The organism is Enterobacter cloacae complex sp. EB5 (assembly GCF_031432835.1).
Taxonomy (GTDB): Bacteria; Pseudomonadota; Gammaproteobacteria; order Enterobacterales; family Enterobacteriaceae; genus Enterobacter; species Enterobacter hormaechei_C.
On record NZ_CP133860.1, the window covers coordinates 1644809 to 1670281 of the forward strand.

The 25473-nt window shown below is 56.6% G+C and carries 21 protein-coding genes; 9 read left to right on the top strand and 12 right to left on the bottom strand.

Annotated elements, in window-relative coordinates; all coding sequences use genetic code 11:
• Positions 1 to 42 precede the first annotated feature (42 nt).
• From malM to malK, 3 genes are all read right to left on the bottom strand, one after another.
• Entirely contained in the window at positions 43 to 981 is a 939-nt protein-coding gene (gene malM / locus RHN82_RS07875; RefSeq protein ID WP_015570172.1) for a maltose operon protein MalM, read from the bottom strand.
• A 114-nt stretch (positions 982 to 1095) separates the two neighbouring features.
• Positions 1096 to 2403: a maltoporin gene (locus tag RHN82_RS07880; RefSeq protein WP_026094413.1), complete on the bottom strand. Its 1308-nt coding sequence runs from the start codon at positions 2401 to 2403 to the stop codon at positions 1096 to 1098.
• Between the two features lie 42 nt (positions 2404 to 2445).
• Positions 2446 to 3555 carry a maltose/maltodextrin ABC transporter ATP-binding protein MalK gene (malK, locus tag RHN82_RS07885; RefSeq protein WP_003860329.1) on the bottom strand — a complete coding sequence of 370 codons (1110 nt, stop codon included), beginning with the start codon at positions 3553 to 3555 and terminating at the stop codon, positions 2446 to 2448.
• Between the two features lie 371 nt (positions 3556 to 3926).
• On the opposite strand from malK, the gene malE reads away from it, so the two are divergent.
• The 3 genes from malE to malG all read left to right on the top strand — a co-directional run bounded on the left by malE (position 3927) and on the right by malG (position 7688).
• Positions 3927 to 5117 carry a maltose/maltodextrin ABC transporter substrate-binding protein MalE gene (gene malE, locus RHN82_RS07890; RefSeq protein ID WP_003860330.1) on the top strand — a complete coding sequence of 397 codons (1191 nt, stop codon included), beginning with the start codon at positions 3927 to 3929 and terminating at the stop codon, positions 5115 to 5117.
• A gap of 121 nt (positions 5118 to 5238) precedes the next feature.
• Positions 5239 to 6783, top strand: coding sequence for a maltose ABC transporter permease MalF (malF, locus tag RHN82_RS07895; RefSeq protein WP_047052060.1), 1545 nt, complete (start codon positions 5239 to 5241; stop codon positions 6781 to 6783).
• Between the two features lie 14 nt (positions 6784 to 6797).
• Entirely contained in the window at positions 6798 to 7688 is an 891-nt protein-coding gene (gene malG, locus RHN82_RS07900; protein WP_003860332.1) for a maltose ABC transporter permease MalG, read from the top strand.
• Between the two features lie 96 nt (positions 7689 to 7784).
• Here the strand turns inward: malG and psiE are convergent, their stop codons facing one another.
• From psiE to pgi, 6 genes are all read right to left on the bottom strand, one after another.
• Positions 7785 to 8195 carry a phosphate-starvation-inducible protein PsiE gene (gene psiE / locus RHN82_RS07905; protein WP_000202963.1) on the bottom strand — a complete coding sequence of 137 codons (411 nt, stop codon included), beginning with the start codon at positions 8193 to 8195 and terminating at the stop codon, positions 7785 to 7787.
• Between the two features lie 178 nt (positions 8196 to 8373).
• Positions 8374 to 10470, bottom strand: a complete 2097-nt coding sequence (locus RHN82_RS07910; RefSeq protein WP_047052057.1) for a YjbH domain-containing protein — start codon at positions 10468 to 10470, stop codon at positions 8374 to 8376.
• On the bottom strand, positions 10470 to 11207 hold the full coding sequence (locus RHN82_RS07915) for a capsule biosynthesis GfcC D2 domain-containing protein (protein WP_072203504.1): 738 nt from the start codon (positions 11205 to 11207) through the stop codon (positions 10470 to 10472). Before RHN82_RS07915 ends, RHN82_RS07910 begins: the two co-directional genes overlap by 1 nt.
• Complete coding sequence (locus RHN82_RS07920) at positions 11204 to 11842, bottom strand: YjbF family lipoprotein (RefSeq protein ID WP_003860339.1); 639 nt, start codon at positions 11840 to 11842, stop codon at positions 11204 to 11206. Before RHN82_RS07920 ends, RHN82_RS07915 begins: the two co-directional genes overlap by 4 nt.
• Before the next feature lie 63 nt (positions 11843 to 11905).
• On the bottom strand, positions 11906 to 12148 hold the full coding sequence (gene yjbE / locus RHN82_RS07925; protein WP_003860341.1) for an exopolysaccharide production protein YjbE: 243 nt from the start codon (positions 12146 to 12148) through the stop codon (positions 11906 to 11908).
• Positions 12149 to 12514: 366 nt separating this feature from the next.
• A complete protein-coding gene (pgi, locus tag RHN82_RS07930; RefSeq protein ID WP_047052052.1) occupies positions 12515 to 14164 on the bottom strand; it encodes a glucose-6-phosphate isomerase in 1650 nt (549 codons plus the stop codon).
• A gap of 374 nt (positions 14165 to 14538) precedes the next feature.
• Between pgi and lysC the strand changes: the two genes are divergently transcribed.
• The 3 genes from lysC (at position 14539) to RHN82_RS07945 (ending at position 17249) form a co-directional block, all read left to right on the top strand.
• Positions 14539 to 15888 carry a lysine-sensitive aspartokinase 3 gene (gene lysC, locus RHN82_RS07935; RefSeq protein ID WP_045344657.1) on the top strand — a complete coding sequence of 450 codons (1350 nt, stop codon included), beginning with the start codon at positions 14539 to 14541 and terminating at the stop codon, positions 15886 to 15888.
• Between the two features lie 93 nt (positions 15889 to 15981).
• The gene (gene panS, locus RHN82_RS07940; protein WP_032627014.1) at positions 15982 to 16926 is read left to right on the top strand and encodes a ketopantoate/pantoate/pantothenate transporter PanS; all 945 of its coding nucleotides are present in this window, start codon (positions 15982 to 15984) and stop codon (positions 16924 to 16926) included.
• A 50-nt stretch (positions 16927 to 16976) separates the two neighbouring features.
• Positions 16977 to 17249 carry a DUF3811 domain-containing protein gene (locus RHN82_RS07945; RefSeq protein WP_047052050.1) on the top strand — a complete coding sequence of 91 codons (273 nt, stop codon included), beginning with the start codon at positions 16977 to 16979 and terminating at the stop codon, positions 17247 to 17249.
• Here RHN82_RS07945 and rluF read toward each other — a convergent pair whose 3' ends face one another.
• Positions 17250 to 18122, bottom strand: a complete 873-nt coding sequence (rluF, locus tag RHN82_RS07950) for a 23S rRNA pseudouridine(2604) synthase RluF (protein WP_022646725.1) — start codon at positions 18120 to 18122, stop codon at positions 17250 to 17252.
• Between the two features lie 197 nt (positions 18123 to 18319).
• Between rluF and RHN82_RS07955 the strand changes: the two genes are divergently transcribed.
• Together RHN82_RS07955 and RHN82_RS07960 are read left to right on the top strand one after the other, a co-directional pair.
• Complete coding sequence (locus tag RHN82_RS07955) at positions 18320 to 18622, top strand: type II toxin-antitoxin system RelE/ParE family toxin (RefSeq protein ID WP_023315213.1); 303 nt, start codon at positions 18320 to 18322, stop codon at positions 18620 to 18622.
• A 6-nt stretch (positions 18623 to 18628) separates the two neighbouring features.
• Positions 18629 to 18916, top strand: coding sequence for an addiction module antidote protein (locus RHN82_RS07960; protein WP_022650216.1), 288 nt, complete (start codon positions 18629 to 18631; stop codon positions 18914 to 18916).
• Here the strand turns inward: RHN82_RS07960 and RHN82_RS07965 are convergent.
• The gene (locus RHN82_RS07965) at positions 18913 to 20544 is read right to left on the bottom strand and encodes a Na/Pi cotransporter family protein (RefSeq protein ID WP_003860350.1); all 1632 of its coding nucleotides are present in this window, start codon (positions 20542 to 20544) and stop codon (positions 18913 to 18915) included. The genes RHN82_RS07960 and RHN82_RS07965 overlap by 4 nt on opposite strands.
• A 217-nt stretch (positions 20545 to 20761) precedes the next feature.
• Positions 20762 to 24445 (bottom strand): methionine synthase, encoded by a 3684-nt coding sequence (metH, locus tag RHN82_RS07970; protein WP_047052047.1) that lies wholly within the window; start codon positions 24443 to 24445, stop codon positions 20762 to 20764.
• A 193-nt stretch (positions 24446 to 24638) separates the two neighbouring features.
• On the opposite strand from metH, the gene iclR reads away from it, so the two are divergent.
• Positions 24639 to 25466: a glyoxylate bypass operon transcriptional repressor IclR gene (iclR, locus tag RHN82_RS07975; RefSeq protein WP_003860353.1), complete on the top strand. Its 828-nt coding sequence runs from the start codon at positions 24639 to 24641 to the stop codon at positions 25464 to 25466.
• The last annotated feature ends 7 nt before the right edge of the window (positions 25467 to 25473 follow it).

The window sequence follows — 25473 nt, forward strand, 5'->3', positions numbered from 1 at the left end:
GCGCACTAAACGACTAACAAAATCAGCACTGTGGGGAGACGGTTACCCCTTGCCTTTTACACTGCTGATAAAGGTGGAACGGGCAGTGGTTGAACCTAAACGCTCGGCTTCATCAAGCAGTTTCAGCGCTTTATCGACATCGCCGTTTTTAACCGCCTGCTTGATGGCGTTGTTAAAGTAAGTTTCAGTATCGTTAAGCACCGGCTCGGCTTTTTTCGCCGGGGCCGGAGCTGCGGCCGGTGCTGCGGCAGGCGCGGCATATACAGGCGCGGCAGTATTACCCACCGTTACCGGACCCGGGCCAGATGAGCCAAACAGCGGGCCTACGAGTACGCTGGAGGCGCTGTTGGTGGAGACTTTCAGCTTGATCAGACCATCGGTAGTATGACGGGCAAGCGGGTCCGGAATATCCGGGACAGAGTTCCCCGTGCCTTTCGCATAGGCTTTTGCCGGATCGACCAGCTTCGTGGTTTGCTGCAAATCTTTTTCAGTCGTGAACACCAGAACATAAATCTTCTGCTGACCCAGGGCTGGCGTCAGGCGCATAACGCCTTCCAGCCGATCGGCGCTCATGACGCCAGGCTCCTGATAGCTGAAATAGTCGCTTGGGAAGAACGCGGATGGCGTCATGTTCTGATCGAGGATCAGCACGTTAGGCGCGAAGACGCTGGTCTGTTTATTGACTTCACTGGTCAACGTCAGGGTCAGCTCGCCGATATTCGCCGGCACGCTGAAAGCCGCGACCGGACCGCTGATACCCGGCACGTTCAGTGACTGGCCCCCCGCTGAAAGCTGGGTAGTTTGTGTTTTCGATTGATCAACTGGCGTCCACACCAGTTGCTGTAGTGCCGCAGCCGGAATAGCTGGCGCAGCGCTGGTATTTTGAGGAACAAAATTCACATCTGCAAAGGTGACCGCAGGCGCACAGGCCAACAGCCCCGCAGAGAGGCACAGCGCGACGAGACTTTTCTTCATTTTCATTGTTATTACCTCTGATAGCGTGAGCACTGCGGTGGCCAGGCAATAGCGCGCAGCACCCTAAGGAGAGAGGGGCTTGCGCCCCTCTTTTCAGGTCATTACGTCAGGCTTGACGAATTACCACCAGATTTCCATCTGGGCGCCGAAGGTCCACTCATCGTTATCGCCACGGCTGAAGGTTTTCGCGGAGGTGTCGCTATACGCTACGCCAGAGGTGTAGCCCGTATCGCCGTTGTTCGCGTAGCCCCATTTCTCATCCCACTTCGCGTAGGTTGCGAAGACGCGGATAGCCGGACGGGACCAGATGCTGTCACCTGCCTGCCATTGCTGTGCCAGGGTGATTTTGTACTGGCTGTTTTTGTCGTCAGTTTTCTGAGATTTAACGTTGTCGTAGCCCACTTCCAGCAAGGTGCTCATGATCGGCGTCCATTTGAACATTGGACGAACACCCACGGTCCACCACTCGGTACCGTTGTTGTTGTCACGATCGATGTTCTGGTACATACCGACGTACATCAGGTCCCAACGGTCTGCCAGGGTGATTGCACCGTGGTCCAGTACGCGCCACATAGAGCCGTCGTTATCGATGCTGCCGCCCTGTGGAATACCTTTACCGTTAGAGGTCATGGAGTCCGTACCGTATTGCAGCACGAACTTGTTGAAGCCTTTCATCATGCTCTGGGTGTGTTCAGCGGTGAACAGCCAGCCATCTTTAGAGGCGCCAGGTTGCAGGTAGTAGTCGTCAGGAATGTTGGTATGACCGTAGTCAACGCCCAGCTCCAGCGTACCGCCCGGGTTGGTTTCCAGACCGGCTAAACGCACGTCGAAGACATCGTTTGGTACCACGTTGTCATAAATACGGTCACCGTTCGCATCACGATCGGCGAAGGTTGCAGAACCGCCGGACTCAGAAGAACGGGTCGCTGCCAGAGAGAGTTTACCAAAGCCCAGATCGATGTTTTCAATACCGGCACCAGGACCAGAGATATCCCAGTAGTAGAAGTCGATCATGTGTACGTCATGACGCTGATAGAAGCGTTTACCGGCCCAGATGGTAGAGCCTGGCAGCCATTCAATCAGGTTTTTACCCTGCACGTTAGCTTCACGGAAGGCCGGGCTGGTGGATTCCCAGTCATTCTGCTGAGAAACGGAGTACGCTACGTTGGTGTCGAAATAGAAGCTCTTGTCGCCTTCTTTCCACACTTCCTGGCCCAGTTTCAGTTCGGCGTAGGTTTCACATTCGTTACCGAGACGGTATTTACTTTGTGCGCCTGTTGCCTGGAAACATTGTTGTTCACCGCCACTTCCGGTCCAGCCAATGCCGGAACGAGCATAACCTTTAAAGTCTACGGCGCCCGCCTGGGCAGACAGGATGCCTGCCGCAATGGCGACAGCCAGAGGGACTTTGCGCAGAGTAATCATTATTCTATCTCCTGAGATCATTGCTTTTCTTTGTAATTGGAATGCTTAAACGCCTGGCTCTTTGTGCAACCGACGACATGCAGTGCCATCCTCACGGAACAGATGGCAACGCTCTGGCGGCAAACCGATAGCGAATGTGGCACCCTCTTCTACCAACACCACGTCATTCTGGCGGTAGACCAGGTTCTGACGGATGGCGGGGATCTGGATATGAATCTGTGTTTCGTGACCAAGCTGTTCGACGACCTGAACTTCACCTTCCAGCGTCACATCAGCGATGTGGCTCGGCAGTAAATGCTCAGGGCGGATACCGAGGGACATATTGGCCCCCACCTGTACGTTGGCGCTGTCGACCGGCAGCCAGACTTGCTGACGGTTTGGCAGTTCCACCTGTACCTGTTCGATTGCCGTCGCGGTCACTTTTACGGGCAGGAAGTTCATCTTTGGCGAGCCAATGAAGCCCGCAACAAAGCGATCTGCCGGGTAGTGATACAGCTCCAGCGGTTTGCCCACCTGCGCCACGCGACCGGCGTCCAGCACCACGATTTTGTCGGCCAGCGTCATCGCTTCGACCTGATCGTGGGTGACGTAAATCATCGTGCGTCCAAGGCGTTTGTGCAGACGGGAGATTTCGATACGCATCTGGACGCGCAGGGCGGCATCCAGGTTAGAGAGAGGTTCATCGAGCAGGAACACGCGCGGCTCGGCCACCAGCGTACGGCCGATCGCCACACGCTGACGCTGACCGCCGGAGAGCGCCTTCGGTTTACGCTCCAGCAGATGTGCCAGCTGGAGCACTTCCGCCACCTGGGTGACGCGCTGGTTAATGGTCTCTTTTTTCGCGCCGGCCAGCTTCAGGCCAAAGGACATATTCTCGGCAACGGAAAGATGCGGATAAAGCGCATAAGACTGGAACACCATGCCCACGCCGCGTTCAGCTGGCGGGATGTCGTTCATTCGGGTATCACCAATAAACAGATCGCCACTGGTGATGGTTTCAAGACCGGCAATCATACGCAGCAGAGTCGATTTACCACAGCCTGATGGACCCACGAACACCACAAATTCACCTTCGTGGATGTCCAGATTGATGTCTTTTGACACCACAACGTCGCCCCAGGCTTTCGTTACATTACGCAGCTGTACGCTCGCCATGCCCTTCTCCCTTCGTTACAACCTGTCACCGACAGAAACATTCAAGATAAGTTCACTATGCGTGTTCCATTACTTTCGTGAATCCTCCACCCCCCGGCTTTTTTATGGGGGAGGAGGCGGGAGGATGAGAGAGCAGGCTCTGCGACCGCAGCGGAGGGGCTGAGGCGAAAATCGTGAAGCGGCCTGCAAAATTCAGTGGGTTTTTATGTGCGCCAGCACTCATAACTTAAATTTATGTTACAGGGATCACACAAACAGGGGGTGGGGCGTAGGGACTGGGAGGATGGAAAGAGGATGTCAAATAAGGAGACTGAGTCACGTTGAACCACCTTATGTATCCACGAGCACATCACCAATAAAGGATGGCAGATATGAAGATCAAGACTGGCGCACGCGTTTTCGCATTGTCCGCCCTCGCAGCAATGATGATTTCCGCACCGGCTCTCGCCAAAATTGAAGAAGGTAAGCTGGTTATCTGGATTAACGGCGACAAGGGCTATAACGGTCTGGCCGAAGTGGGCAAAAAATTCGAGAAAGACACCGGTATCAAAGTCACCGTAGAGCACCCGGACAAACTGGAAGAGAAGTTCCCGCAGGTTGCGGCCACGGGCGATGGTCCGGACATTATCTTCTGGGCGCATGACCGTTTCGGGGGCTACGCGCAGTCTGGCCTGCTGGCAGAAGTCACGCCAGACAAAGCCTTCCAGGACAAACTGTTCCCGTTCACCTGGGACGCCGTTCGCTATAACGGCAAGCTGATCGCTTACCCAATCGCGGTTGAAGCGCTGTCACTGATTTACAACAAAGACCTGGTGCCAAATCCACCGAAAACCTGGGAAGAGATCCCTGCCCTGGATAAAGAGCTGAAGGCGAAAGGTAAATCCGCTCTGATGTTCAACCTGCAAGAGCCGTACTTCACCTGGCCGCTGATTGCTGCCGACGGCGGCTACGCGTTCAAGTTTGAAAACGGCAAATATGACGTGAAAGACGTGGGCGTGGACAGTGCGGGCGCGAAAAAAGGCCTGACCTTCCTGGTTGACCTGATTAAGAACAAACACATGAACGCGGATACCGACTACTCCATCGCGGAAGCGGCGTTCAACAAAGGCGAAACCGCGATGACCATCAACGGTCCGTGGGCCTGGACCAACATCGACAAGAGCAAAATCAACTACGGCGTGACCCTGCTGCCAACCTTCAACGGCAAACCGTCTAAACCGTTCGTTGGCGTGCTGAGCGCGGGTATCAACGCCGCCAGCCCGAACAAAGAGCTGGCGAAAGAGTTCCTCGAAAACTACCTGCTGACCGATCAGGGTCTGGATGAAGTGAACAAGGACAAACCGCTGGGCGCCGTTGCGCTGAAATCCTTCCAGGATCAGCTGGCGAAAGATCCGCGTATTGCGGCCACCATGGATAACGCCCAGAAAGGCGAAATAATGCCGAACATCCCACAGATGGCTGCGTTCTGGTACGCCACCCGTACCGCCGTCATCAACGCTGCAAGCGGTCGCCAGACCGTCGATGCCGCGCTGAAAGATGCTCAGGGTCGTATTACTAAGTAAGTCTGAAAAACGGCGGGTAGCGCATGCGCTTACCCGCCCTACGACTACGGCACGATCCGTAGGTCAGGTAAGCGCAGCGCCACCTGACGATAAGTTTCCACCGTTGTAGAGGAAGAACCCCATGGATGTCATTAAAAAGAAGCACTGGTGGCAAAGCGACGCACTGAAGTGGTCAGTGATAGGTCTGCTGTGTCTGCTGGTGGGTTACCTTGTTGTTTTAATGTACGTGCAAGGGGAATACCTGTTTGCCATCATGACGCTGATTTTAAGCTCGGTTGGCCTGTATATTTTCGCCAACCGTAAAGCGTACGCCTGGCGCTATGTCTACCCGGGTGTTGCCGGGATGGGGCTGTTTGTCCTCTTTCCGCTGATCTGCACCATCGCGATTGCCTTTACCAACTACAGCAGCACCAACCAGCTCGCGCAGGAGCGCGCCACCCAGGTGCTTCTGGACCGTTCTTATCAGGCGGGTAAAACCTTTAACTTCGGCCTGTATCCTGCGGGAGATGAGTGGAAGTTAGCGCTCACTGACGGTGAGAGCGGCAAAACCTATCTTTCCGACGCGTTCAAATTTGGCGGCGAGCAGAAGCTGGCCTTAAAAGAGGCTGCGGCCCTGCCGGAAGGTGAACGTGCCAACCTGCGTATCATTACCCAGAATCGTCAGGCGCTGACCCAGCTCACCGCCGTGCTGCCAGACGAAAGCAAAGTGACCATGAGCTCGCTGCGCCAGTTCTCCGGCACGCAGCCGCTTTATACCCTGGCGGATGACGGCACGCTGACCAACAACCAGAGCGGCGTGAAGTACCGTCCGAACAACGATATCGGTTTCTATCAGTCGGTGAATGCCGACGGCAGCTGGGGCGACGACAAACTCAGCCCGGGCTACACCGTCACCATCGGCTGGGACAACTTCACCCGCGTGTTTACCGACGAAGGCATCCAGAAACCGTTCTTCGCCATCTTCGTCTGGACGGTGGTCTTCTCGGTGCTGACCGTGATCCTGACCGTGGCCGTGGGCATGGTGCTGGCCTGCCTCGTGCAGTGGGAGTCCCTGAAAGGCAAAGCGATTTACCGCGTGCTGCTGATTCTGCCCTACGCCGTGCCGTCGTTTATCTCGATTCTGATTTTCAAAGGGCTGTTTAACCAGAGCTTCGGTGAAATCAACATGATGCTGAGCGCGCTGTTCGGCATCAAACCGGCCTGGTTCAGCGACCCGACCACCGCCCGCTCGATGATTATCATCGTGAACACCTGGCTCGGGTATCCGTACATGATGATCCTGTGCATGGGGCTGCTGAAGGCTATCCCGGACGATCTGTACGAAGCCTCGGCGATGGACGGCGCGGGTCCGTTCCAGAACTTCTTCAAAATTACCCTGCCGCTGCTCATTAAGCCGCTGACGCCGCTGATGATCGCCAGCTTCGCCTTTAACTTTAACAACTTCGTGCTGATTCAGCTGTTGACCAACGGCGGCCCGGACCGCCTTGGCACCACGACGCCAGCTGGTTATACCGACCTGCTCGTGAGCTACACCTACCGCATCGCCTTCGAGGGCGGCGGCGGTCAGGACTTCGGCCTGGCGGCGGCGATTGCCACCCTGATCTTCCTGCTGGTTGGCGCCCTGGCGATTGTGAACCTGAAAGCCACACGTATGAAATTTGACTAAGGAGGGCACTGAACATGGCAATGGTACAACCCAAATCTCAGAAACTGCGCCTCCTCGCGACGCACTTAGGCCTGCTGATTTTCATCGCGGCGATCATGTTCCCGCTGCTGATGGTTATCGCCATCTCCCTGCGTTCGGGGAACTTCGCCACCGGGAGCCTGATCCCGGACGAAATCTCCTGGGAGCACTGGAAGCTCGCGCTGGGCTTCAGCGTGGAGCACGCGGATGGCCGCGTCACGCCGCCGCCGTTCCCGGTGCTGCTGTGGCTGTGGAACTCGGTGAAGGTGGCGACCATCACCGCGATCGGCATCGTGACGCTCTCCACGACCTGCGCTTACGCCTTCGCCCGCATGCGCTTCCCTGGCAAAGCGACGCTGCTGAAAGGGATGCTGATTTTCCAGATGTTCCCGGCCGTGCTGTCACTGGTGGCGTTGTATGCCCTGTTTGACCGTCTGGGCCAGTACGTGCCGTTCATCGGCCTGAACACTCACGGCGGCGTGATCTTCGCCTATCTTGGCGGCATCGCCCTGCATGTGTGGACCATCAAGGGCTATTTCGAAACCATCGACGGTTCGCTGGAAGAAGCGGCGGCGCTGGATGGGGCGACACCGTGGCAGGCGTTCCGCCTGGTGCTGCTGCCGCTGTCGGTGCCGATTCTGGCGGTGGTGTTTATTCTGTCGTTTATCGCGGCGATCACCGAAGTCCCGGTCGCCTCACTGTTACTGCGTGATGTAAACAGCTACACCCTGGCCGTCGGTATGCAGCAGTATCTCAACCCGCAAAACTACCTGTGGGGAGACTTTGCCGCGGCGGCCGTCCTCTCTGCCATCCCGATTACCGTGGTGTTCCTGCTGGCCCAGCGCTGGCTGGTCAACGGCCTGACGGCGGGCGGTGTGAAAGGTTAAGTTTCATTTGTTATGCCACTGCAACCCTCAACTTTAGACGTATTGTATTGAACCAACTTGTGACTGTTGTTAGGCGCTCTTCGGAGCGCCCTTTTTTTATTCGCGTTTCAGCCGCTTTGAGTTGCACAGCCAGAGGGTGATCACCAGCAGCAGGATCGCTGCCGAGTAGATCAGCACGTCGAGCGGGGATTTATGATCGACGATGATCAGCCGCACAATCGCGGTGATGCCAATGTAGACAAAATAGCGCAGCGGGAAGTGAAAGCCGGACTGAAAGTACTTCACAATCAGGGCGATAAATTCGAAGTAGAGAAAGTAGACCACCAGGCCTTCCACCAGCGCGTATTTGCTGGTTTGCTCAGGGGCGAACAGCACATCCGCCAGATGCACCGTCTCTTTACCCAGAAACACGACCAGGATCAGGCCAAGGCTCAGTAGACCGAGGTTCAGCACGGTCTGGAGTATCGTTGAGATAAACTCAACGCGCGGACGCGTCAGGGATGTCATACAGCACCTCATTCTCCAGGGCGAGGTTCCTGTATAACGCAAAAATGTGACGGGGATCTATATTTTTTGTTTATGTTTTGTCCAGATGAACATTCCTGCCGGTCGGCACTGCGTTTGCCCGGCCTACAAAAACACTCTCGTAGGCCCGGTAAGCGCAGCGCCACCGGGCAAATAAGCATCAGCGGAAGTTAATGTTCTTATCGCTGGTCATATCATACAGCTGGAACTTACGTCCAAGCTGCTGACCGCCGTCGCGCGTCAGCGGCGTCCAGCCCACTGCCGCACGGCTGCGGGTTGGGCCTGATGAGAACAGATCCAGCGGAATCGACACGTACACCCCTTTGGTGAAGTCCCCTTCCCCGTACTCGTCTGGCGAAACGTTGGTGATGGTGGCATAGCCGCCCACCACGACGCCGCTGTCGAAGTGTTTGGAGATATCCAGCGTGCCGCCCTTATCACCCGCCAGATACTGGCCGACGCTGGCTTTCACCAGCACGTCCTGCGCGAACGACGGCGTCCAGTAGGCGGTCAGGTGGCCGGTTTTGACGCTGTAGTCGGTGAACTTCATCATGTCCTGCGCGCTGCGCCAGTCACGCTGTTTCACGTAGTTGGCATCAATCCCAAACGCCCAGTTGCTGTCGACAGGACGATAAAGCACTTCTGCCCCGGCGCCGCCGAACATGGTTTCCAGATAGCCACCGTAAACCTGGCCGTAGAAGCCGTTGCCGAAGTACTGGAAGTAGTTGGCCTGGAGGTTATTCACGTAGATATCGTTCTGCACATATTCGCGAACGCGGGTACGCACGCGCGGCAGTTTTGAATCGTTCGGCGGGTTGGTGTAGTTAAATTTGTCGTAGTTGTTGGCAATGTTGCCGAACAGACTACCGGTGGTCAACAGGTGGTCGGTCACCCACAGATCCGCCGTCGCCATCGCCCCCAGCTGATACATGTAGAAGTTTTCTGGCCCACCCACGGACTGGTTCAGCACCGGATCGATATGGAAATCGAAGCGGGATTTATCGATATACCAGCCCTGCTCGGTGCTCTCTGGCACCACCGGCTCAACGCGTTTTTGCACCAGCTCGGTTTCATGTCCCAGCGGTTCGCCTTCAAGATGACGCTTAAGGCTGGCAACATCGGTTTCGGTTGTAACCTGCGGCAGGTTGAGACGGTTCTCCGTCACGCGGATCGTGCGGATCCCCTCCGGCAGATCGTTCATGACGATCCGGTTGGCGCGCTCGATCCCTTCGCGGGAGTCGCGGTATTTCACCTGCTCGCCGGTGACATACAGCGTATCGCCTTTGGTCTGGATCTTCGGATCCGCCAGGCCCGCGTTATATTTCAGCAGCGTCAGCTGGTTCGCTACCACGGAGTGCTGAAGAATCGCATCCTGCGGCTCCGGCTGATATTTTGGCCGCGGGTTGTCATTGTAGTGCGGCCGCATGTCGTTAAAGTTAGTGCGCAGGGTAAAGCCAAACATCAGGGTATTACCGCGCTCATAGCTGAGGTTAACGTCGGCCCAGTCGGTGACGCGGTAAATGGCGCCGACGTTAAACTTGCTCTTTTGCTCAATTTTCCCGGCGAAGTCCTGCGAGTAGTCGTTTCCTTCGTACTCCAGCTTCAGGCGTAATGGCTGCCACGGTGTTTGATACTCAACGCCGCCAAACAGCGAGGCCGGGCCGTGGAACATCTGGTCGCCGTTGATGGAGCCTGCTTTCTGGTAGCTGTTATCGCGGTAGCAGTATTTATCGCTGTAGGTACAGAACGGATTTTTGACGTTGCCGCTGGTACCCAGATAGCCCCAGCCAAGACCGAGTGAGAAATCAAACGGTCCCCAGGCTTTGCTGGCCACGATGTATTCCGCGTCAAACAGGCCGGTCCCGCCGATATCCTTCGCGCCAACGGAGACCTGCGGCATCCAGTAGCTCTCTTCCCACAGGCGCAGCTTCACGTCGAAGGCTTTGTCTTTGTAGGTCTGATCGCCGGAGAAGGATTCAACGCTGCTGTACTGTTTTGTACGCACGTCGGTGTAGCGCAGCGTGGTCTCCAGCCAGGGGAACAGCTGCACGGACGCAGAGTAGTAACGGTACTGATCGTTATCGCGATAGTTAAGGCTGATTTCCCCCTCGCGGGCCATACGCGCGGTTGGGGTTTGCAGTAAGCCCACGCCGCCAAAATCGGACTGCGATGGGCCGATGGGTGCCGGATACGTTTCTGCATGACAGGCGGCACTCACGCACAGTGCAAGCATGCTGTAGAGATAGGTTTTTTTCATTATTCCGGTATCCGCTGTATCAGGGAGCGAAGGATATCGGCATTAAGCCCGTCATACGCTTTCGTCCAGAAATGGTCGGCAAAACCGACAAAAATGATGCTGCCTGGCATAGGTTCGATATGGCGTTTATTCCAGTAAGCCACCGGCGCTTTCTGCGTATGCCCGTCCGGATAGACCACCCAGGCATAGCTGTTATCCGCTCCGCTGAGCAGACTTTGATCGTCGAGATAGCTCGCCACATCCCGGCCAGGCGTAAACGGCTTTTTGCCAGGGCTGCTGAGAAGCCCCATCACGGTGACGGTGGAAGGTTGAGCCGGAAGCCACAGGGTATAGTCCCCTTCCAGCGACGGATTGCCGTTTTCCGCAACGCGCACCTCATCCGGATCGAGATTCACCTTCTGGCGACCCGTCACCTTAACCGCCTGAAGCTGTTGACGCAGGCTAGTAATGGCCGCGGCATCGTCGGCATCTTCCTGTTGTGCCAGCCCGCTCAGTCGGGCGAGCAGCGCCTGATGTTTTTGTTCCGCGACGATCGTCGCCTGACGCTCGCTGATCACCGCCCCGGTCCACCAGCTTTTCGCCAGCCTCGGCTGCCCCACCAGATCGAGCAGATGCCCGGCATTGGTTAAGGTTTTAGGTTTTTCGCTGTCCGGAGTGTAGACCTGTACCGTTCCCGCAGACCACGCCAGCGACGAGGTCAGGCTGGCGAGAAGCGCAATGTGGATGAACATTTTCATGATTTCGCCGCCTTGATCAGGGTGGTCTTCACCGGGAAGAAACCGGCACCGAGATACTGTAAGGACTGGCGGATTTGCCCCTCTTCGTCCACCCAGAAGCGGTTATGCCAGGTGGCCTGATCGGTTGTCACCTCTTCATCCAGCACGCGCACCTGCGTTTCGTCGCTGCCCACTTTGACACTGTCCGTACCGTCCCAGCGGAAGGTGGAGCGGGCCGTGGCGTAGCGCACCTGTTTGTGCTCGGTCCAGCCCATCGTGCGCGTCCAGCTTGCGCCATCGACAATCTGATTCGGCTTGATAAGCGGATCTTCAGCCAGGTTGTTCACCTCAAGCAGGTTGTCGCCGCCGAGCAACGTTTTCACGATGCGGGAATGCTGCGTCACGATGGTGGCCTGATCCTGCGTCACCCATTTCTGCTGCCCGTTTTCATCGAAAGCGAGCACCACAAACAGTTGCGGACCATCGTTTAGCTGCATGTACTGGCTGGCATACGGCATGTTCTGAAGTTCGTCATCGGTCAGATGCACGCCCGGCGTGCCGAACATGCTGTCCCACAGTGAGTGGCCCAGCCCTTTGGTGGTAGCTGAGCACGCCTGCAACAGCAGGCAAATCAGGATGATTGCAGGTCGCTTCACGACTCTTCTCCGAAGGGGCGAAATAACCACACCGAAGTGTGGTTATGATTAAAACACCCGGTATTACTGGGTGCTGGTCGTCGTAGTGGTCGTGGTTCCGGTATTGGAGCCATCACCGCCACCGGTTGCCGCCAGCGCGACACCCACGGCTGAACTTACGGCGCTGGTGCTGGCTGCGGTAGAACTCCCCGCAGACGCAGACGTCGCTGCCGACCCTGCTGCTTCCCCGACCTGGACCGGAGCTGCATAGACAGACGTCGCCGCAAGCGCAGATATGGCAAAAATGCCATACAGTACTTTCTTCATAACAATTTCCCTTCAATGAATGAATGGAGATTTGCCCGAAAAGAAATTCAGGCGGATTCGAGTATACACAACTAAAGCAGTGGGTTTACCGTGGGGGTAAATAGGGATGAGGTTTTCAGACTAATGGTTAAAAATGAAAAGAAAAAAGAATCAAGGAAATATATAATCATTATAAATCAGCAATTTATAATATAATCACATTAAAGCATCACTCCGTATTTTCTTAAAATAAACCTCAGCAATTAACGGGATAACCGTCTTTTTCGGATTAAACTCAGATTCAGAATTTGAGATAACTAACAGACATCAGGAATTATCCGATAAAAAAATGCCGGCATATCGCCGGCATTGTTCATGACATATTTATTACGCACGCCAGGCTTTATAACGGTTAATCAGACCATTGGTGGAGCTGTCGTGGCTGTCGATCGCTTTATCGTCACCCAGCTCTGGCAGAATGCGGTTTGCCAGCTGTTTGCCCAGCTCAACGCCCCACTGGTCAAAGGTGAAGATGTTCAGAATAGCGCCCTGAGTGAAGATTTTGTGCTCGTAGAGGGCAATCAACGCACCCAGGCTGAACGGCGTGATTTCGCGCAGCAGAATGGAGTTAGTTGGACGGTTGCCTTCGAACACTTTGAACGGCACAACGTGCTCCAGCGTAGCCGGATCTTTACCCTGGTCACGGTATTCCTGCTCAACCACCTCGCGGGATTTACCGAACGCCAGCGCTTCGGTCTGGGCGAAGAAGTTAGACAGCAGCTTCGGATGGTGGTCGGACAGCGGGTTATGCGTAATCGCCGGGGCGATGAAATCGCACGGTACCATTTTGGTGCCCTGGTGGATCAGCTGGTAGAACGCGTGCTGACCGTTGGTGCCCGGCTCGCCCCAGATGATTGGGCCAGTCTGGTAATCCACCACATTGCCGTTACGGTCAACGTACTTGCCGTTGGATTCCATGTTTCCCTGCTGGAAGTAGGCCGCAAAGCGGTGCATGTACTGGTCGTACGGCAGAATCGCTTCGGTTTCAGCGCCGAAGAAGTTGTTGTACCAGATCCCGATCAGCGCCAGCAGCACCGGCAGGTTTTTCTCAGGCGCGGTGGTGGAGAAGTGTTTATCCATCGCGTGCGCGCCGGAGAGCAGCTCAACGAAGTTGTCGAAGCCCACGGACAGGATGATGGACAGACCGATCGCAGACCACAGTGAGTAGCGGCCGCCCACCCAGTCCCAGAACTCAAACATGTTCGCGGTATCAATACCGAACTCACCCACCGCTTTACCGTTGGTGGACAGCGCCGCGAAGTGTTTCGCCACGTGCTTTTCGTCGCCCGCGGTTTTCAGGAACCAGTCGCGCGCGCTGTGGGCGTTGGTCATGGTTTCCTGAGTGGTGAAGGTTTTAGACGCCACCAGGAACAGCGTGGTTTCCGGGTTCACCTTTTTCAGCACTTCAGCGATGTGGGTCCCATCGACGTTGGACACGAAGTGCATGTTGAGGTGGTTTTTGTACGGGCGTAGCGCCTCGGTCACCATGAACGGGCCGAGGTCAGAGCCGCCGATACCGATGTTTACGACGTCGGTGATCGCTTTGCCGGTGTAGCCTTTCCAGCTACCTGAGATGATCGCTTCAGAGAAGGTTTTCATCTTTTCCAGCACCGCGTTCACTTCCGGCATCACATCTTTGCCGTCAACGATAATTGGCGTATTGCTACGGTTGCGCAGGGCCACGTGCAGCACGGCACGGTCTTCGGTGCGGTTGATCTTCTCACCGGAGAACATGGATTTGATGGCATCTGCCAGCTCAGTCTCTTTCGCCAGATCTTGCAGCTTCGCCAGCGTCTCTTCGGTGATACGGTTCTTGGAGAAATCCACCAGCATCAGGTCATCGAAGGTGGCGGAAAACTTGCTGAAACGATCGGCATCTTTCGCGAACAGATCCGCGATAGTGACGTCTTTCATTTCATCAAAATGTTTCTGTAGTGCCTGCCATGCAGCGGTCTGCGTTGGGTTGATGTTTTTCATAGCAATACTCTTCTGATTTGAGAATTGTGACTGCGGTCGATTGTAGCGCCTGCAAATAAAAATTGTGATGGTTTTTATGCCATTGCCCTGGTCTGCATCAAACGCAGGTGAAAAGACCCGAAAAGTATAGCTGCTGTCGCGCCCTTCCGGCGTGGCGAAATGTCGGTCAAAAAGGGGGAAAAAGGAGCATAAAATATGGGCCTGTTATAAGTCCTGTTTCTGAGGGGTACCCCCCCATGAAAAATCCGCATAATCCCAGCATTGACAGGACCTCCCCCGCATTTTATTTATAGGGCCGTATTTTGCGCCTGCACCTGTTCTCGCTTCATTCTTGTGCCAAGGTCGCTCTATTCATTCCCTGACACGAGGTTGTTATGACGAGTTTTGTGGTCGCCAAGTTTGGCGGCACCAGTGTGGCAGACTACGATGCCATGAACCGCAGCGCCGATGTGGTGCTGGCCGATCCGAATACCCGCCTGGTGGTGCTCTCCGCCTCAGCCGGCGTGACGAACCTGCTGGTTTCTCTGTCTGAAGGACTGGAAGCGACAGAGCGTTTCGTGAAGCTGGATGCACTGCGCAAAATTCAGTTCGACATTCTTGAGCGTCTGCAAAACCCGAACGTCATTCGTGAGGAAGTGGAACGCCTGCTGGAAAATATCACCACCCTGGCTGAAGCCGCGTCGCTGGCCACCTCCAGCGCACTGACCGATGAACTGGTCAGCCACGGCGAACTGATGTCCACCCTGCTGTTCGTTGAGATCATGCGCGAGCGCAATATTCAGGCGCAGTGGTTCGACGTGCGTAAAGTGATGCGCACCAGCGACCGCTTTGGCCGCGCCGAGCCGGACGTGGAAGTCCTGGCAGAGCTGACCAACCAGCAGCTTGCCCCGCGCCTGGATGAAGGCATAGTGATCACCCAGGGCTTTATCGGCAGCGAAGCCAAAGGACGCACAACCACGCTGGGCCGTGGCGGCAGCGACTACACCGCCGCCCTGCTGGGCGAAGCCCTGCACGCCACCCGCGTGGATATCTGGACGGACGTGCCGGGTATCTACACCACCGACCCGCGCGTGGTCTCTGCGGCAAAACGTATTGACGTGATCGCCTTTGAAGAAGCGGCTGAAATGGCGACTTTCGGTGCGAAAGTGCTGCACCCGGCCACCCTGCTGCCCGCCGTGCGCAGTGACATTCCGGTCTTCGTTGGCTCCAGTAAAGATCCAAAGGCGGGCGGGACGCTGGTCTGCAAGAAAACCGAGAACCCGCCGCTGTTCCGCGCGCTGGCCCTGCGCCGTAAGCAGACGCTGGTTACCCTGCACAGCCATAATATGCTGCACTCCCGTGGATTCCTGGCGGAAGTGTTTGGCATCCTGGCGCGCCACAATATCTCCGTGGACCTGATCACCACGTCAGAAGTCAGCATCGCGCTGACGCTCGACACCACCGGCTCCACCTCTACCGGCGACACCCTGCTGACGCAGTCGCTGCTGATTGAGCTTTCCGAGTTGTGCCGCGTGGAGGTGGAAGAAGATCTGGCGCTGGTCGCCATCATCGGTAACAAGCTGTCGCGCGCGTGCGGCGTGGGCAAAGAGGTGTTCGGTGTGCTCGACCCGTTCAACATCCGCATGATTTGCTACGGCGCGTCCAGCTACAACCTCTGCTTCCTGGTCCCTGCCGATCAGGCCGAGCAGGTCGTGCAGAAACTTCATCAGAATTTGTTTGAATAAAATTCGTTAGCACGTTAAACAATATCGATAAGCCGGGCACAGACCCGGCTTTTTTATAACAAAACAACACGACAATACTGCAAGGAATTCACTATGCTCTCCGCTATCACCCGGCTGTTCCCGTTATGGGCGCTGCTGCTCTCTGTACTCGCGTATTACACTCCCACCACGTTCACGGGCATTGGTCCGTGGGTCACTACGCTACTGATGCTGATTATGTTCGGCATGGGCGTGCATCTGAAAATTGATGATTTCAAACGCGTGCTGTCTCGCCCGGCACCGGTTGCCGCAGGGATTTTCCTGCACTACCTGGTGATGCCGCTCGCGGCCTGGCTGCTGGCGATGGCCTTTAAGATGCCGCCCGACCTTTCCGCTGGGATGGTGCTGGTGGGGAGCGTCGCCAGCGGCACGGCATCTAACGTCATGATCTATCTGGCGAAAGGCGACGTGGCGCTTTCCGTCACTATCTCGTCCGTTTCCACGCTGGTGGGCGTGATTGCCACGCCGCTGTTAACCCGCCTGTACGTGGACGCGCATATCCAGGTGGACGTGATGGGCATGCTGCTCAGCATCCTGCAAATCGTGGTGATTCCAATTGCGCTGGGGCTGGTGATCCACCATCTCTTCCCGCGGGTGGTGAAAGCGGTTGAGCCGTATCTGCCCGCGTTTTCGATGATCTGCATACTGGCCATTATCAGCGCCGTGGTAGCCGGTTCCGCATCGCACATTGCTTCGGTGGGCTTTGTGGTGATCGTCGCGGTTGTGCTGCATAACACTATTGGTCTGCTGGGCGGTTACTGGGGCGGGAAGCTGTTTGGCTTTGACGAATCCACCTGCCGCACGCTGGCGATCGAAGTGGGGATGCAGAACTCCGGCCTGGCAGCGGCGCTGGGTAAAATTTACTTCTCACCGCTGGCAGCGCTACCGGGGGCGCTGTTCTCCGTCTGGCATAACCTGTCCGGTTCGCTGTTAGCAGGGTACTGGTCCGGTAAGCCGATTGATGACCAACCGAAAAAAGATGCGGTGAAACAGGGTTAATTGACCCGGCTTGCTTTACACTGAAGCCTCCCCATCAGGAGGCTTCAGCAATGGCTACACCACGTTTGACCCAGAAAGACATGTCGGAAGCCGAGCAGCGCGAACTGAAAACGCTACTCGACCGCGCCCGCATCGCGCATGGCCGCACGCTGACGAACGCCGAAACCAATCAGGTTAAAAAAGAGTACATCGATAAACTGATGGCGCAACGTGATGCCGCGGCGAAAAAAGCCCGCAAGCTGAAAAAAGAGCAGGCGTATAAACCCGATGCAGAGGCGACCTTCTCCTGGTCCGCCAGCACATCAACCCGTGGAAGGCGCTAATCAGCGCCCTTTCTTTTTGCGCCCCGGCTGGGTAAAGCGTTTTCCGTTGCCCGGCTTGCCTCGCCCTTTCTCTTCCGCCTGCGGCGCCTTCACCACCGGACGCTTAATCGCCTGCGTTTTCGGTTTCGCTTTAGCTTTCGGCTTCGCTTCGGACGAGGAGTTCTCGATAAGTTTGAACAGCTCGATCAGCTCGTCATCCGTTAAGTCACGCCACTCGCCCAGCGGGATCCCGGACAGGCTGACGTTCATGATGCGCGTGCGTTCCAGCTTCGTCACTTCATAACCGAAGTACTCGCACATGCGGCGGATCTGGCGGTTCAGGCCCTGCACCAGCGTGATACGGAACGCGAACGGCGCCTCTTTTTTGACCTTACACTTCTTCGTCACGGTGCCCAGAATCGGCACGCCTGCGCCCATTCCCCGGATAAACTCGTCCGTAACCGGCTTGTTCACCGTAACGATATACTCTTTCTCGTGGTCGTTCCCGGCACGCAGAATTTTGTTGACCAGATCGCCGTGGTTAGTCAGGAAAATTAACCCCTGAGAGTCCTTATCCAGGCGACCAATCGGGAAGATACGGCTGCTGTGGTTCACGAAATCAACGATGTTGTCCCGCTCGCCATCTTCCGTGGTACTGACAATCCCAACCGGTTTGTTCAACGCGATAAACACCAGGTCTTCGGCATCACGCGGTTCGATGACCTGACCATTCACTTTCACCACATCGCCAGGTACCACCTGATCGCCAATGGTGGCTCGTTTGCCGTTAAGAAACACGTTACCCTGTTCAATGTAACGGTCAGCCTCGCGACGTGAGCAGATCCCGCTCTCGCTAATGTATTTGTTTAATCGGGTTGATTGAGTTGGCAGCATAGTTTCTCCTGTGAAGGGCGAAATATACCTTAGGTTTGGGCTGGAAAAAAAGATTAGCCGACGGTAACTGAGACGGGTTTTTTAGTTTGCGAGACGCTTTCAGGATTTAGCGTCAGGCTATTTATCCTTGGGCTAACTCCTTTTAGCTTTACTCTCCAGAGACAATTGCTTGTAGTTTATAAATCACAGGGAGTAATATGAAGGAGATCGTTCAGACAGAATCCTTCCGACGCTGGGAGCAAAACTTAAAGGACAGGCGGGCAAAGACGATTATCGCTTCCCGCCTCTTTAGGCTGGCAAATGGCTTAGCGGGCGACATTAGACCCGTGGGGGAAGGTATCAGTGAACTGAGGATCCACTTTGGCCCGGGCTACAGAGTCTATTTTAAGGACCAGGGCAATTGCATCATCGTGCTGTTATGTGGTGGTGACAAAAGCAGCCAGGCCAGAGACATACTTATGGCAAAAATGCTGAGCAATGTATCCCAATGGCAGGAGTGAATGAGCATGCATAAATTAACACCCTACGATCCAGCCAACGCACTGGTGGATGACGAGGAAATCGCTGTGTTTATGGCTGATGCATTAGAAACGGGTGACTCAGCGTACATTGCTAAAGCGCTGGGCGTCATCGCCCGAGCGAAAGGGATGTCGACCATTTCCCAGCAAACGGGCCTGTCACGAGAACAACTGTATCGATCATTCAGTGATAAGGGGAACCCAACGCTCAAAACCACGCTGGCGGTCATGAAAGCATTGGGCCTTGGGTTAACAATCAAACCCTCTGGGGATTAATACTCATCCCGCTCGTCGTCTTCATCCGGCTGCTCCATCACGCTGTACGCCACCGCACAGAACAACGAGTTCAGGCGCTTCATATCGCCCAGCAGTCCCAGGTGGAGTGAGCTGGTCTCGATACTCTGCACGTTCTGCTGGTGCAGACGCTCAACGTGGGCGTGCGAGTAGCGGCGATTAAGGATGCGGAAACGATGCTTATTGCGGCGCAGGCGGCGCGCACTCGGCACGTCGCTGGAGAAGAAGACCGACATCGCCAGCTTCAGGTTGCTGACCAGCTGTTCGTGCAGCGCTTCCAGTTCTTTCAGCCCTTCAACAGAAAACGCCCGACGTGCGGCCAGGGATTTGTCCGCGATTTCACTGCCCATACGCTCGACAATATCCGAAGCCTGCTCCAGGTTAAGCGACATCTCGATGATTTCCGCCCAGCGGCGGGATTCCTCTTCCGCCAGCTCGTCCTGGGGGATCCGCGCCAGATAGAGCTTGATGGCGGTATAGAGCACGTTGATATCGTCCGCCAGCCTGCGCAGCTCTTTTTCTTCGCGCGGCTCGCCGTGCATCACCTTTTGCAGCCCTTCCAGCATGGTTTCCATCGCGTCGCCCATGCGCAACGTTTCGCGGGCGGCATTGGCGATTGCCAGTGCGGGCGTGTCGAGCACCGAGGTGTCCAGATGCTTCGGCTTGAGGCGCGCGTCCAGCTCCGGTTCATCACGAATAAGCCGCTCGCAGAAGCGGGCCATCGGCGCAGCAAACGGCACCATCGCCAGACAGCGCACCAGGTTGTAGAAGACGTGGAAGTAGATCACCAGCTCCGCTTTCGGCAGAGAGAGATTGTCCATCAGGTTCGCCAGCGGGTGCACAAACGGCAGAATGATCAGGCTGCCCACCAGCTTAAACAGCAGGCTTCCCAGCGCCACGCGGCGGGCGGCGGCATTAGCGGCGCTGTTGTTGAGCATCGCCAGCAGGCCAGAGCCGAGGTTGGCACCGATCACCAGGCACAACGCCACCGGGAAGGAAATTACCCCTGCGGCGGTTAAGGTCGCCGTCAGCAGGACCGCTGCCAGGCTGGAGTAGCTGACGATGGCAAATACCGCGCCGATCAGCGCATCCAGCATAATGTCGCCGGTTAACGAGGCGAAGATGACCTGCACACCGTTGGCCTGGGTGATCGGCGTGACAGCCTGCACAATCAGCTCCAGCGCCAGCAGGATCAGTCCGAGGCCAATACCGACGCGGCCAAGCTGCCCGGCACGGCTTTGCTTACGGCCGAGGAAGAAAATGACGCCGATAAAAATCAGCAGCGGCGACAGCCAGGAGAGGTCAAAGGTCAGGATACGCGCCATTAATGCGGTACCGACGTCGGCGCCAAGGACAATCACCAGCGCCGGGGCGAGCGCCACCAGATCCTGCGCCACGAACGAGGTGACGAGCATGGTGGTGGCGTTGCTGCTTTGCACCAGCGCCGTGACGCCAATACCCGCGCAGAAGGCGAGCGGCTTCTTCTCAACGCTGCCGCTGAGAACGGTACGTAAACGTGCGCCAAACACGCGCATCACGCCGGTCCGAACGATATGGGTGCCCCATACCAGCAGTGCGACTGCGGAGAGCAGATGTAACAACGTCAACACGGTAGGTTTTCCTCCTTATCGTTATCTGTTTTCCTGAGGCTTGTTGCGCGTTGTCTTGCCGGATGGCGGCTACGCCTTATCCGGCCTACGCGTAGGCCCGGTCAGCGCAGCGCCACCGGGCAATGTGGTAAGAACCTTCTTCCAGTATAAGGGTTTAAACGTAAGAAAGAGACAGGGCACCGTTGAGGTGCCCTGTTTGTTGTAAGGAAAAGTGACGTTAGTCTGCGTCGTAGCCCAAATTCGGCGCCAGCCAGCGTTCCACCTCTGACATGCTCATGCCTTTACGCAGGGCGTAATCCTCAATCTGATCGCGCTGTAGCTGCGCTACGGCGAAGTACTTGCTGTCCGGGTGGCTGAAATACCAGCCGGAAACGGACGCGCCCGGCCACATGGCGAACGACTCGGTGAGTTTCATCCCTGTGTGCGCTTCAACGTCCAGCAATTTCCAGATAGTGCCCTTCTCGGTGTGTTCCGGGCAGGCCGGATACCCCGGCGCCGGACGAATGCCCTGGTAGTTTTCGCGGATCAGCTCCTCGTTGCTGAGGTTCTCATTCGCCGCGTAGCCCCAGTACACCTTACGTACGCGCTCGTGGAGGTACTCAGCAAAGGCTTCCGCCAGGCGATCGGCGATCGCTTTCACCATGATTTTGTTGTAATCATCGTGCTGCGCGTCGTACGCATCCGCCAGCGCGTCTTCTTCCAGACCGCCGGTTACGGCAAACGCGCCAATATAGTCGGCTTTACCGGAGAGTTTCGGTGCGACGAAATCCGCCAGGCAGTAGTTGGCAAAGCCCACTTTCTCGGTTTGCTGGCGCAGGTGGTGGCTCACGGCCAGTACGTGGGTGCGGGTTTCATCGCGGTAGATTTCTATGTCGTCGCCCACGCGGTTCGCCGGGAACAGCCCCACCACGCCGCGCGGATTAAGGGCTTTCTCTGCGCTCAGCCTGTCGAGCATGTCGTTAGCATCTTTAAACAGGCGCTTCGCCTCTTCGCCCACCACCTCATCTTCAAGAATGCGCGGATATTTGCCCGCCAGCGACCAGGTCATGAAGAACGGCGTCCAGTCGATGTAGTTACGCAGCGTTTCGATGCTGGCCGTCACGTCCTGCACACCCAGACGGTGTGCGACCGGCGGCGTATAGCTGGACCAGTCGAACGCCAGATCGTTATCGCGCGCCGCCTGAAGCGAAACCGGCGGCGTGCGCGGTTTCTTACGTCCATGCTGAATGCGGACGGTTTCATACTCTTTGCGGGTGCGGGCGACAAAGTCATCGCGCTGGGTGTCGGACAGCAGCGCGGAGACCACACCCACGGTGCGCGAGGCGTTTTGAACATACACCGTCGGCCCACTGTAGTTCTGCTCGATTTTCACCGCCGTGTGGGCTTTCGAGGTGGTTGCCCCGCCAATCAGCAGTGGAATGGTGAAGCCCTGGCGCTCCATCTCTTTTGCCACGTTGACCATTTCGTCCAGCGACGGCGTAATCAGCCCGGAAAGACCAATCAGATCCGCATTCACTTCGCGCGCGGTCTTGAGGATTTTATCCGCCGGGACCATCACGCCAAGGTCGATAATTTCGTAGTTATTACACTGCAACACCACGCCAACAATGTTTTTGCCGATGTCGTGCACGTCGCCCTTCACGGTGGCGATAACCATTTTACCGTTACTGGAGCCCTTCTCTTTGCTGGCTTCGATAAAGGGTTCCAGATACGCCACCGCCTGCTTCATCACGCGGGCGGATTTCACCACCTGCGGCAGGAACATTTTGCCCTCGCCGAACAGATCGCCGACCACGTTCATGCCGTCCATCAGCGGCCCTTCGATCACTTCAATCGGACGGGCGGCCTGCTGACGCGCTTCCTCGGTATCCTGCTCGATAAACTCGGTAATGCCTTTTACCAGCGAGTATTCCAGACGCTTATTCACATCCCAGGAACGCCATTCGGCCTGCTGAACGTTGGCTGATTCGTCAGATTTACTGCCGCGGTATTTTTCCGCCAGATCCAGCATGCGTTCGGTGGCGTCGTCACGACGATTGAGGATCACGTCTTCTACGGCGTCACGCAGCTCGGCTGGCAGATCGTCGTAAATTGCCAGCTGGCCGGCATTGACGATCCCCATGTCCATCCCGTTGCGGATGGCGTAGTAGAGGAACACGGCGTGGATCGCCTCACGCACCGGGTCGTTGCCGCGGAACGAGAACGAGACGTTCGACACGCCGCCGGAGATCAGCGCATGCGGTAGTTCGCGTTTAATGTCTTCACACGCGCCGATGAAGTCCTGGGCGTAGTTGTTGTGCTCTTCGATGCCGGTCGCGACGGCGAAGATGTTCGGGTCGAAGATGATGTCTTCCGGCGGGAAGCCCACCTCTTCGGTCAAAATTTTGTACGCGCGGCGGCAAATCTCAATCTTGCGCTCGCGGGTATCGGCCTGGCCCACTTCATCGAAGGCCATCACCACCACGGCGGCTCCGTAGCGACGCACCATCTTCGCGTGGTGGATAAAGATATCGACGCCCTCTTTCATCGAGATGGAGTTAACGATGCCTTTGCCCTGAATGCACTTCAGCCCTTTTTCGATGACTTCCCATTTGGAAGAGTCAATCATGATCGGCACGCGGGCGATATCCGGCTCACCGGCAATCAGATTGAGGAAACGCACCATTGCCGCTTCGGCGTCGAGCATCCCCTCGTCCATGTTGATATCGATAATCTGCGCGCCGCTTTCCACCTGCTGGCGGGCGACGTCCAGCGCTTCGCTGTACTTCTCTTCTTTAATCAGGCGCTTGAACTTCGCAGAACCGGTGACGTTTGTACGTTCACCCACGTTCACAAACAGGCTGTCGTCGCCGATGGTCAACGGCTCCAGGCCGGACAGACGACAGGCTACCGGAAGCTCGGGTAGCTTGCGCGGTGGAAGCCCGGCGACGGCGCGGCTCATGGCGGCGATATGCTCCGGCGTGGTGCCGCAGCAGCCGCCGACAATGTTGAGGAAGCCAGATTCGGCCCATTCGCGGATTTGCGCCGCCATGGTGTCGGCATCCAGATCGTACTCCCCGAAGGCATTGGGCAGACCGGCATTCGGGTGGGCGGTGACGTAGCACTCTGCGATGCGCGAAAGCTCCTGCACGTACTGGCGCAGTTCATCCGGCCCCAGCGCGCAGTTCAGGCCGAAGGAGAGCGCGTCGGCGTGGCGCAGGGAGTTATAAAACGCTTCGGTTGTCTGGCCGGAAAGCGTGCGCCCCGAGGCATCGGTGATGGTGCCGGAAATCATGATCGGCAGGTCGACGCCCAGCGCCTCGAACTCCTCTTTCACCGCATAGATCGCGGCTTTGGCGTTGAGGGTGTCGAATACGGTTTCAATCAGGATCAGGTCGGAACCGCCTTCCACCAGCGCTTTAGTGGACTCACGATACGCGGCCACCAGCTGGTCAAAGGTAATATTGCGGAAGGCTGGATCGTTCACGTCCGGAGAAATCGACGCGGTGCGGTTGGTTGGGCCCAGCACCCCGGCTACGTAGCGCGGCTTGTCCGGCGTACGGGCCGTCCATTCGTCGGCGCAGGCGCGCGCCAGCTTCGCCGCTTCAAAGTTGATCTCCGCCGACAGGGATTCCATCTGGTAATCCGCCATGGCGATGGTTGTCGAGTTGAAGGTGTTGGTTTCTACAATATCCGCACCCGCTTCGAAGTAAGCGTTGTGGATATCCCTGATGACAGACGGTTTGCTCAACACCAGCAGGTCATTGTTTCCTTTCAGGTCACAAGGCCAGTCGGCAAAGCGCTCGCCGCGGAAATCGTCTTCACTCAGACGATAGCCCTGGATCATGGTGCCCATGCCGCCGTCCAGCACCAGAATTCGTTCATTTAACTGCGCACGCAGTTGCTCTACTTTGCTGCTCACACTTGCTCCCGACAACGCTCAACAAGGCCAAAAGGCTGCGTTCCATACTGGCATAATCTCGCAGGGTCGAAAAGTCACACAGCGGTAACATGAGACATGTTCACTATCACTCCTCCGATCAGTCAGGAAAGCAGTTGCAAAACCACCAAATAAAACGAAAATGATTTCCACGATACAGAAAAAGGAGTTCGTCATGGTTACGACCGTTCCCGCTAAACGCGGCAGAAAACCTGCTGCAACCACCGCTGCACAACCTGGCGGACAGGTTCAATCCCTGACGCGCGGCCTGAAGCTGCTGGAATGGATAGCCGAATCGCATGGTAGCGTGGCCCTGACGGAGCTGGCGCAGCAGGCTGGCCTGCCGAACTCCACCACGCACCGTCTGCTGACCACCATGCAGCAGCTGGGCTTCGTGCGTCAGGTGGGCGAGCTGGGACACTGGGCGGTGGGGGCGCATGCGTTTATTGTCGGCAGCAGCTTCCTGCAAAGCCGCAACCTGCTGGCGATTGTCCACCCGATTCTGCGCAAGCTGATGGAGGAGTCCGGCGAGACGGTAAACCTGGCCGTGCTGGATCAGAGCGATCACCAGGCGATTATCATCGACCAGGTGCAGTGCACGCAGCTGATGCGCATGTCCGCGCCGATTGGCGGCAAGCTGCCGATGCACGCCTCTGGTGCAGGGAAAGCGTTTCTCTCGCAGCTGAGCGAAGAGCAGGTAACGGGTCTGCTGCACCGTAAAGGTCTGCACGCCTACACCCACGCCACGCTGGTGTCGCCGGTGCATCTGAAAGAAGATCTGGCCCTGACCCGCAAGCGCGGCTATTCGTTTGATGACGAAGAACATGCCCTGGGCCTGCGCTGCCTCGCGTCCTGTATATTCGACGAGCATCGCGAGCCGTTTGCCGCTATCTCCATCTCCGGGCCGATTTCACGTATGACCGACGACCGCGTCACCGAGCTGGGCGCGATGGTGATTAAGGCGGCGAAAGAGGTGACGCTGGCGTACGGTGGGATTCGTTAAACGTGCA